This window comes from Vibrio sp. 10N.247.311.12 (assembly GCF_041467515.1).
Taxonomy (GTDB): Bacteria; Pseudomonadota; Gammaproteobacteria; order Enterobacterales; family Vibrionaceae; genus Vibrio; species Vibrio crassostreae_C.
In genome coordinates this window covers 1-4984 of record NZ_JBFSUV010000087.1, presented here as the reverse complement: position 1 = coordinate 4984, position 4984 = coordinate 1, and the positions used below count along the sequence as shown (strand labels likewise).

4 protein-coding genes and 2 pseudogenes are annotated in these 4984 nt (G+C 42.4%); 5 read left to right on the top strand and 1 reads right to left on the bottom strand.

The features are described 5' to 3' along the window. A partial coding sequence (locus AB6E30_RS22355; protein WP_372105307.1) for an isochorismatase family protein occupies nt 1-258 on the bottom strand: 258 nt, incomplete at its 3' end. A 192-nt stretch (nt 259-450) separates the two neighbouring features. Here AB6E30_RS22355 and AB6E30_RS22350 point away from each other — a divergent pair. The 5 genes and pseudogenes from AB6E30_RS22350 to AB6E30_RS22330 all read left to right on the top strand — a co-directional run. Then, nucleotides 451-1022, top strand: a pseudogene (locus AB6E30_RS22350) (porin family protein). 231 nt (nt 1023-1253) lie between these two features. After that, nucleotides 1254-2876 (top strand): phosphoethanolamine transferase, encoded by a 1623-nt coding sequence (locus AB6E30_RS22345; protein ID WP_372105305.1) that lies wholly within the window; start codon nt 1254-1256, stop codon nt 2874-2876. A gap of 327 nt (nt 2877-3203) precedes the next feature. Then, the gene (locus AB6E30_RS22340; RefSeq protein WP_017062015.1) at nt 3204-4139 is read left to right on the top strand and encodes a CorA family divalent cation transporter; all 936 of its coding nucleotides are present in this window, start codon (nt 3204-3206) and stop codon (nt 4137-4139) included. Next, complete coding sequence (locus AB6E30_RS22335; RefSeq protein ID WP_017070158.1) at nt 4139-4714, top strand: mechanosensitive ion channel family protein; 576 nt, start codon at nt 4139-4141, stop codon at nt 4712-4714. The genes AB6E30_RS22340 and AB6E30_RS22335 overlap by 1 nt, the downstream gene beginning before the upstream one ends. 18 nt (nt 4715-4732) lie before the next feature. After that, nucleotides 4733-4984 (top strand): annotated as a pseudogene (locus AB6E30_RS22330) (hypothetical protein); the annotation flags it as partial.

Sequence of the window (4984 nt, the reverse complement as noted above, 5' to 3'; positions counted from 1 at the left end):
ACGCTTACCTTTCGCAAGTCCTTGCAGGGCAAGGGGCTTCGTAATCTTGCCCTGACTCAAAAGGTCATTGAGTTCATCAACCGTCACACCTAGCTTCTCTGGGTTCTGCTCCAAACGAATAATTGGCAGACCCAAAACCTGCGCTCCTTGAACCAACTTTCCGCAATTAGCAATCAGCGCATCACTGTCATCAACAAGGCGTGCGAGCTTACCTTGTACGTCCACAATCACCAAACCTGTGTTTTGTCTCATTAGCATGTGTATTCCTTGTTTTTGGCAGCCTAACTCACTACGCAATCTGATGAGTATATTTTCTACTATGTAACGATTTAGCTTACAAAGCCATACAGTAATAGGTATAAGACTACGGAATAATACTCACCAACGGTCGAAAGGTCGCAAAACAAAAATTATTGATACTGGCATGACATTTAAGAGTGAGTAAGAACGATGAACAAGATAACGAAATCAGCATTAGCACTGGGTTTAATCAGCGCAGTTTCTCTTCCAGCTTTAGCTGCAGGTACTGACGGCGTGGCGGACTTAGTGTCTACCAAGATTCTGACACAGACGGTCACGGTAGCTTAGATTCAGATGGCATGGGCTACAACCTATACGGCGGCTACCAATTCAACCGTATCGTAGGTGTTGAACTTGGCTACACAGATTACGCAAACTACAAAAATAGCGCTGAAAAGCTGTCTCCGACGTCTGTTTCTTTGTCAGCAAATCTTGGTTACACATTCGACAACACAATCCGCCCATTCGTATTGGCTGGTTTAAGCTCTGTTGACCTAAACGCAAATAAGAGTGCTGGTTACGCTGATGACAGCGGTACGGGTTTCCACTTTGGTGTAGGTGTTGAATACACGCCAATCGAACACCTAACGCTACGCTTAATCTCGCAAGCGGATGCAGTAAGCGTAGACGACACGGTCCAATTTAAGAACTCTCAGATATCAGCTGGTGACCACACGCTTGCCTTCAAAAGCATTAGCTTCGGTGGTTCATACAACTTCTAATGTGATTGAACCACATAGAATAAGCTGAACATACTAATTCACTTTGCTGTTCCACCTTGTCATGAAGGTCACTCAGTAAAGTAAATTTTTTGTATCTACACACCTTAGCGTCATTTCACTTTAGCCAGTTTATCGCTCACCATCACTGATTGAGCTTTATGCGTTGATATTAGAGCTTTCTTGGTAGCGAGACTAAAATAAAGGGATAAGTGACACAGGAAGACAAGACCTATGAATCTACCACGCTTAAACATGTCGATAAACAAACTCCCTTTCGTTTTGGCAGTGTATTACCTGCTTGTCATTAACTTGCCTATCTCACGCGAACTGTTCAATATTCTTAGTTCCTCACAAGCCGAAAGCATTGGGTTTATCATCTCGATCCCATTTTTCTTTCTCGCCGCATTCAACTTTATCTTTCAAGTATTCAACTGGCCGATATTCGCCAAAGCTTTTTTTATCTTGTTACTACTTACTTCCTCTTTAGTCAGCTACAGCATGTTCAACTACGGCATTTTTGTAGACTATGGAATGATAGAAAACGTCTTCGAAACCAACAGCGGAGAGGCTGCTAGCTACCTAAGCAGCTATTCTATTTTATGGTTTGTTCTGATGGGAGGAGTCCCGTCACTGCTGCTTTTATTTACGGATCTTGAAAGAGAATCTTGGAAAGATTTTGCTATTGGGAAGGCGATTGGATTGCTCTCTTCGTTGATCGTCATTGCCATCATTGCCGGGTTGTTTTACAAAGATTATGTGTCGATTGGTCGTAATAACTCTCATCTTAAAAAGATGATCATTCCGACCGAATACGTAGCATCAACAGTCAAATACATCAATAACACCTACATCAAACAGCCCATCCCCTATCAAGAATTGGGATTAGATGCTCAACTCAAGCCACAAGCAAAAGCGGCAACCAAACCGACCTTATTGGTGTTTGTTCTTGGTGAAACAGCACGTGTATATAACTACCAATATTATGGCTATGAGAAAGAAACCAATGCTCATACCAAACCCTATAATCCGATCTTTTTCTCTGATGTTCAGTCATGCGGAACAGCCACTGCGGTTTCTGTGCCGTGTATGTTTTCTAACATGAACCGAAGCAACTACGATCGCGACAAAGCCTACAACCAAGATAACGTAGTCGACATTATGAACCGCGCGGGCATTCACTCTATCTGGCGAGAGCACGATGGTGGAGACAAGGCGGTCGCACATCGAATCAAAGAGATGACTCTCGTCGCCAAAGACAGCGACCCGCTGTGTAATAAAGATGTGTGCTATGACACAGCCATGCTAGAGAACTTCGAACAAGATACTCAAGTTCTTAAACAAGATAGCATCATTTTCTATCATATCTCCGGATCTCACGGCCCAACTTACTTTGAGCGATACCCAGAAGATCATAAGAAGTTTGTGCCAGACTGCCCACGTTCTGATATCGAAAACTGCACCAAAGAGCAAGTGGTCAACACCTACGACAACACCATCTTGTACACAGATTTCTTTCTATCACAGGCTATTCAGAAGCTAGAGAAACTCACCGATAAGTACAATGTTGCGCTGATGTACATTTCCGATCACGGAGAATCATTGGGAGAAAATGGCGTCTACTTACACGGCATGCCTTATTCATTGGCACCGAAAGAGCAAACCCATGTGCCTATGATAATGTGGATGTCTGATGGTTTCGCCGAGCAGAAAGGGATAAACCAGACCTGCTTAAGAAAGGCAGGCAAAGAACAGAGCTTCTCCCAAGATAATCTGTTCGACTCTTTACTCGGCCTAATGGATGTACAAACCAAAGAATATCGAGAGAACCAAGACATTTTTTCTGCGTGTCGGTAGTGCTTTTGCTTATGTAAACCATCGGAAAACTCGAGTTGCCTGAACAAGCTCTCCTCAACTTCTCCTAAAAAGAAAAGACCTCGGTCTTTTCTTTTTTTTCGTCGCTAACATGGAGCCAGAGTGCTAATTTATAACGATGAAACAATGAGCTACATTTAATAGAGACAATAATGGAAGAGTACGTCGTGCTCCAAAGACCAACCTGTCTTATTAGACTTTATCTCACTCACATCGATCATTGAACTTACCAAGATTAAGCTCAGTTCAATACCGCGCCTGAATGGCGCATAATATCAATGTTTACGTCATATCATTAAGGACAAATGAATGGACGCTTTCATAATTTCAAGCTGGCAATTTTCTGAGGGGGTGGCACATGAACACACCACCAGCCCAGCCTCATTCGAGCAATCAACTTGGTATCACTGCCAAAGAGATGCTGACGGTTTGAGAGAATGGCTCCACAGTAATACGGTTCCAAATGCCATCATCGATTCATTACTCACCGATGACACCCGCCCTCGGTTCGAACAATTTGGCCACGACTGTTTTTTGATGATTCTGCGAGGCATTAATCTAAACGAAGGTGCTAACCCTGACGACATGCTTAGCCTACGCATCTTATGGTACAAAGGCACTTTAATATCAACACGTAAAGTTCCTTCAAAAGCGGTCAGTAATCTGATATCTGATCTCAAACAAAACCAAGGCCCTACATCATTACCTGATGTGTTGTTGGGCATGATCCGTGGAATCAACCACAGTATTTCAACCTTCCTAGCACCCGTCGAACTATTAATTGACGAGTTAGAATCTACATCCAATATCGACATAAGATCCATTAACGCTCTACATTCAAGGCTACTCAGACTAAGGCGTTATTTGAAGCCACAGAAATACGTTTTTGAAGATTTAATGAGTGACCTACCTGCGCCATTGAGTAAGCACAACAGTCATATAAAGAACAGCCTTGATACCATCCTGAGAATTAACGAGTCTGTTGAGTTTTACATCGAACAAATTAATGTATTTTTAGCGAGCCTAAGTCAGCAACAAGCTGAAAAAATGAATAGAAATACGTACCTATTTTCTATCATTGCAGGTATTTTCCTCCCTGCTGGGTTTTTCACCGGTTTACTGGGTGTCAATATCGCTGGGATACCCGGAACAGATAACCCGATAGCATTTCCACTATTTTGCGTTGGGCTGCTCGTGGTCATAGCGGCAGAGGTCGTTATTTTGAAAAAATTGAGGTTTATTTAATGGTTGAGTTTTTGCAATCCAATATGTGGCTTAGACAAGTAGTTTTAGGTTTACTTCTTATCACTGTGTATTGGGTGATCAAACGCTTAGGTAAGAACTGGATAGAAACATTAGCGGAAAATAAACGTGTCGAATTGAAGCGAAAGCAGTTCGTGATTAAGTGTTTCAATATTGTTCTGTTTCTACTCTTCATCGCTGTGTTTACGATTGTTCTTAACTTGGGTTTTGGTGATATTTCTCTGTTCTTGTCTTCGATATTTGCGGTGCTGGGTGTCGCTTTATTCGCGCAATGGTCGATTCTAAGTAACCTCACAGCCAGCGTACTAATATTTTTCGTCTTCCCTTATCGCATTGGCGACAGAGTAAGAGTCGCGGAGAAAGACGAAGACATCAGCGGTGTGATCATCGATATCACCATGTTCCATGTTATTCTTCGACACAGTTCGGGCAACATCATCACCTACCCTAATAACCTGATCCTACAAAAAGGCGTGATCAAAGTTTTGGTTGAACCGGAAGCAAAAAGTGAAGCAGGTGATACTGAGCTAACCAAAACTGAAAATTCAGAATCATAAGATCTACTGGTGCCTTAGATATCGGCAAGTCAAACAGATAGACACAGCGAACTGATTCGTAAGATATTAAAAGAGCTTAGTTCGACATGGATTGCAAAACTTGGCGATAAAGGACATTAGAGAGAAGCTTCAATAAGGTAAAAAGTCTAACACCCAATACTTACGCCAAACAAGGCGGATTAACCATAGATGTGTATGGTGGAGTGAGATCTGACTGTAGTGGTCAACTGATATTGGCCACGTTCCTAGAGTTTAACCAGAACAATCGTT